This is a genomic window from Mesorhizobium sp. M7D.F.Ca.US.004.01.2.1 (genome assembly GCF_003997785.1).
Taxonomy (GTDB): domain Bacteria; phylum Pseudomonadota; class Alphaproteobacteria; order Rhizobiales; family Rhizobiaceae; genus Mesorhizobium; species Mesorhizobium loti.
The window spans coordinates 1-4,246 of the sequence record NZ_RZRQ01000425.1; the positions used below are offsets into that span (position 1 = coordinate 1).

3 protein-coding genes are annotated in these 4,246 nt (G+C 63.7%); 1 reads left to right on the top strand and 2 read right to left on the bottom strand.

Translation table 11 applies throughout. The features are described from left to right. The first annotated feature begins 491 nt into the window (after positions 1 to 491). Positions 492 to 1,547 carry a LacI family transcriptional regulator gene (locus tag EN993_RS32145; RefSeq protein WP_127265793.1) on the top strand — a complete coding sequence of 352 codons (1,056 nt, stop codon included), beginning with the start codon at positions 492 to 494 and terminating at the stop codon, positions 1,545 to 1,547. Positions 1,548 to 1,571: 24 nt separating this feature from the next. On the opposite strand, the gene gndA is transcribed toward EN993_RS32145, so the two are convergent. Both gndA and EN993_RS32155 read right to left on the bottom strand, forming a co-directional pair. After that, positions 1,572 to 2,999, bottom strand: a complete 1,428-nt coding sequence (gene gndA, locus EN993_RS32150; RefSeq protein ID WP_127265794.1) for an NADP-dependent phosphogluconate dehydrogenase — start codon at positions 2,997 to 2,999, stop codon at positions 1,572 to 1,574. A 154-nt stretch (positions 3,000 to 3,153) separates the two neighbouring features. Continuing rightward, positions 3,154 to 4,246 (bottom strand): copper resistance D family protein (locus EN993_RS32155; protein WP_164757948.1); only part of this gene is annotated, 1,093 nt, incomplete at its 5' end.

Sequence of the window (4,246 nt, forward strand, 5' to 3'; positions counted from 1 at the left end):
AATGGGTGACTTCCAGGTCCGTCGCGGCGGCCGGACCGGCAAATTGCAGCGCAACCGTCGCTGCCAGCGCAGCGGTCAAAAGTTTGTATCGCATTTCGGCTCCTCCCAGAATCTGAAACGTTACAGATTTTCGATACGGCAATTGCGTGGGCTGCGCAACCCCTTGGGCAAAGGCGGTCCGATATTTTTTCGAGGCGCGAACAAATTCCTTGCGCGAGAACCAGCAAGCACGGCACGGACATCGTTGTTGCGATGCAAAATCATGCTGCAGCGCAAGAAATCCGCTAAAGCCGCGTTTTGGTCGCGCGGCCCTGCTGGCCGCGGAAAACCTTGCCAAAACCACGGGCTGAGAGGCTTCGCGGTGGTGATATTGGCAATCTGTAACGTTTCAGTATATTGAGACTTTGCCGGGGCTAGAGCGCATATCGTATTGCAATGGCGGCGATTGCCGACCCGGCCTGCGACTGCTATGCGCCTGACGGGCGGGACGAATGGACAGACAGCGTACGGACAAGAACGAGGAGACCTCGGCGCAAAGGCGGCCGACGTTGAAGACGCTCGCCTTCATGACCGGGCTCGGCGTCACCACCGTGTCGCGGGCCTTGAAGGATGCTCCGGAAATCGGTGCCGAAACCAGGCGCCGTGTCCAGCTCGTCGCCAAGCAGATCGGCTACCGGCCGAACCGCGCCGGCGTACGCCTGCGCACAGGCAGAACCAATGTCATCAGCCTCGTGCTCAACACCGATCGCGAGATCATGAGCTTCGTCTCTGACATCATCTACGGCGTTTCGGAAGTGCTCGCCGAAACGCCCTATCATCTGATCGTCACGCCCTATTCCCGTTCTCAGGATCCGATGGAGCCGATCCGCTATCTCGTCGAGACCGGCTCGGCCGACGGCGTCATCATCTCGCGCACCCAGCCGAACGATCCGCGTGCCCGCTACATGCTGGAGCACGGCATGCCTTTTGCCACGCATGGCCGCACCGACATGGGTCTCGTCCACCCCTACCATGACTTCGACAACCATGCTTTCGCGATGGAAGCCGTGCGCCGGTTGGCGAGCATGGGCCGGCGCAGGCTGGCGCTTCTGTCGCCGCCGCCCGGGCTGACCTATTACGGCCATACGCTGAACGGCTTTGCCGATGCGCTTAGCGAGGTCGGCGCCAGCGAAATCCCGTTCAACACTGTTTCGATCGACCATACGATCGAGCAGATCAGGATGAGGACCGCGCAGGTGATGCGCCGCGACGTCAGGCCGGACGGCTTCGTCAGCAGCGCTGCCGCAGCGACACTGGCCATCGTTGCCGGCATCGAGGATGCCGGCCTCAAGCTCGGCCGCGACGTCGACGTGGTGTCCAAGCAGTCGTCGGACCTGCTGCACCTGTTCCGGCCGGAATTGCTGGTCGTCAACGAGAACTTCCGGCTGGCCGGCTCCGAGCTTGCCCGTTCCGTACTCGGCTGGATCGGCGGCGCCGCGCCGGGCTCGTTGCAGAGCCTGGTCGTGGCCAGCAGCGTCCAGGCACTAAACCAGCCAGTGCCCGCTTAAAGCATGGCTTATGGGCTGGCTCTACTAGCCAGCCGCACCACTGCCCCACGGTCCGTGAAATGCACCCTGTCCATCGATGCGTTCGAAACCGTGCGCGCCGAAGAAGTCACGCTGCGCCTGGATCAGGTTCGAAGTGCCGCGGCCCTGGCGGTAACTGTCGAAATAGGCCAGTGCGGAAGACAGCGCCGGTACCGGCGAGCCGGCCTCCGCTGCCCTCGCCACGATGCGCCGCAGCGACGGATGCGCCTCCTGCATCAACGCGATAAAGGCCGGCGCCATCAGAAGGTTGGTCGAGGCACCGCCCTTGCTGAAGGCCTCCGCCATGGTGTCGAGCATTTGCGAGCGGATGATGCAGCCGGCGCGCCAGATCCTGGCGATGGTCGGCATTGGCAGGTTCCAGTTGAACTCCTTGGAGGCGCCGCTCATCACCGCAAACCCTTGAGCGTAGGCGGCGATCTTGCCGGCGAACAGCGCCAGTTCGAGGTCTTTCAACAAGGCGTCCTTGTCACCGGAAATCTTGGTCACGCCGATGTTGCCATAGGCCTTTTCTGCGGCCAGCCGCTCATCCTTGATCGACGACAGAACGCGCGCCGCCACCGCCGCCTCGATCGCGGTGGCCGGAATGCCGAGCTGCTGCGCCTCGATGACCGACCATTTGCCGGTGCCCTTCTGGCCGGCGCGGTCAAGGATGATGTCGACCACCGGCTTGCCGGTCTTCGGATCGTCTGATGCCAGCACCTTGGCGGTGATCTCGATCAGATAGGAGTTGAGCCGGCCCTTGTTCCAATTGGAAAACACCGTGCCGATCTCTTTCGGTCCCATGCCTAGCCCGTCGCGCAGGATGCCGTAGATCTCGGCGATCATCTGCATGTCGGCATATTCGATGCCATTGTGGATGGTCTTGACGAAATGGCCGGCGCCATCGGTACCGAGCCACGCCGCGCAGGGTTCGTCCTTGAACTTGGCTGAGATGGCGGTCAGCACCTTCTCGACGCGCTTCCAGCTCTCCTCTGTACCGCCGACCATGATCGATGGTCCGTGGCGCGCACCTTCCTCGCCACCGGACACGCCCATGCCGATAAAGGTGAGACCCGAGCCGGAAAGCTCGGAGAAGCGCCGCATCGTGTCGCGGAAATTGGCGTTGCCGGCATCGATGACAATGTCGTTGGCCGAAAGCACGCCGCGCAGAGCCGCGATCTGCTCATCGACCGGCTTGCCGGCCAGCACCATGATGATGATCGGACGCGGCGGCCGGATCGCGGCGGCGAGCTCTTCCAGGCTGTAGCACGGTACGACCATGTCCTTCAGCGCGCCGGCATTCTCGACGAAAGCGTCGGTGCGCGCCCTGGTGCGGTTGAAGACGGCGATGCGATGCCCATGCTCGGCGATGTTGAGCGCAAGGTTGGAGCCCATCGTGCCAAGGCCGATCAGGCCGATTTCGGCTTTTTCCATCGTTTCTTCCCTGCTTTCGGATCTTGTTGGTTGGAGCCCGCGATGTGCGGGATCCCATTCTTCGCGGGATGATTGACGGGCCTTTCGGGCCGCGTCAACCGCCTCGCCGAATTGTGTTGCACGGATGGTCGGCCAAGCTCGTGCCAGTCCGGCCTTACGGCCTGATGTCGACGGGCGCCTCGATCTTCACCATTTCGAAGTCCGAGACCAGGATGTCGATGCGCACCGTCCACCGGCCAGGCACCGGGATGACGAGGTTGTCGACACGCCAGCTGCCGTCGCCGGGCTTGGTCGCGGCGCGCTTCAGCGGCTCAATGCCGGAATCGGGCTTCGACAGCACCAGCGTCACCTGCTTAGCGTCGAGCGGGCCGAAATCGCCGGTCATGATGATCATCGAGGCAACGACTGGTCCGGCATGGCCAGGCGTAATGCTGAGATCGGCCATCGCTTGCAGCGCGTGGATATGGACCGAGACCGGTTGGGCCGCCGCGATTGCCAGTGCCCGTGGCGGCGGCGTGAAGCGCCAGCCTGCAGCAACGCCGAAGATCGCCAACACGATCAGCAGCTCGACGCCGATAGAGCGCACCAGCCTGCGTTGCACCTCTGTCGATACTGCCGCGGCCGATGCGGTGAGTTTCCAGCGGTTGACGGCGGCGAGCGTGAAGAGAAAGACCAGCAACCCGAGCTTGACCAGCAGCAACCGCCCATAGGCAGTGTTGACCAATGCCACAGGTGTCTGCACCTGGATGACGGCGAGAACGATGCCGGCAGTGGCAAGCACGGCCACCACAGGCAGGATCAGGCGAGAAAACCGGCGCAGGAATGGCGTGGCCTCCGCCGATTGCCCTTTCAGCGCCAAGCCGAGCGGCACCAGCGCGCCGGCCCAGAAGGCGATGCTGGCGCCGTGCAGGAACACCATCGGCCGTGTCAGCCATTGCGGTTCGGCGGCACTGGCATGGCCGCTGGCGGCAAGGGCAATCCCCACCCCGGCCACCCCAGCCAGCGCCAATGGTTTGGCTGTGGCGCGAGGGCCGGCCAGCGACAGCAGGCCAAGCCCCAGCGCGATCAGGGCGACCAGCACCGTCCAACCGAAACTGGTGCCGAGCCCGGTCCGCCAGATGATCGGCTGCGCCAGATGGGAAAGCGGCGCCCCAAGTGCGTCCAGCCCCTGGAGACCGAGCGACAAGGGTGCCGCTACCAGCCCGCACAGGATTGCAACGATGACGAAACGCCGGCCAGCCTGTCCG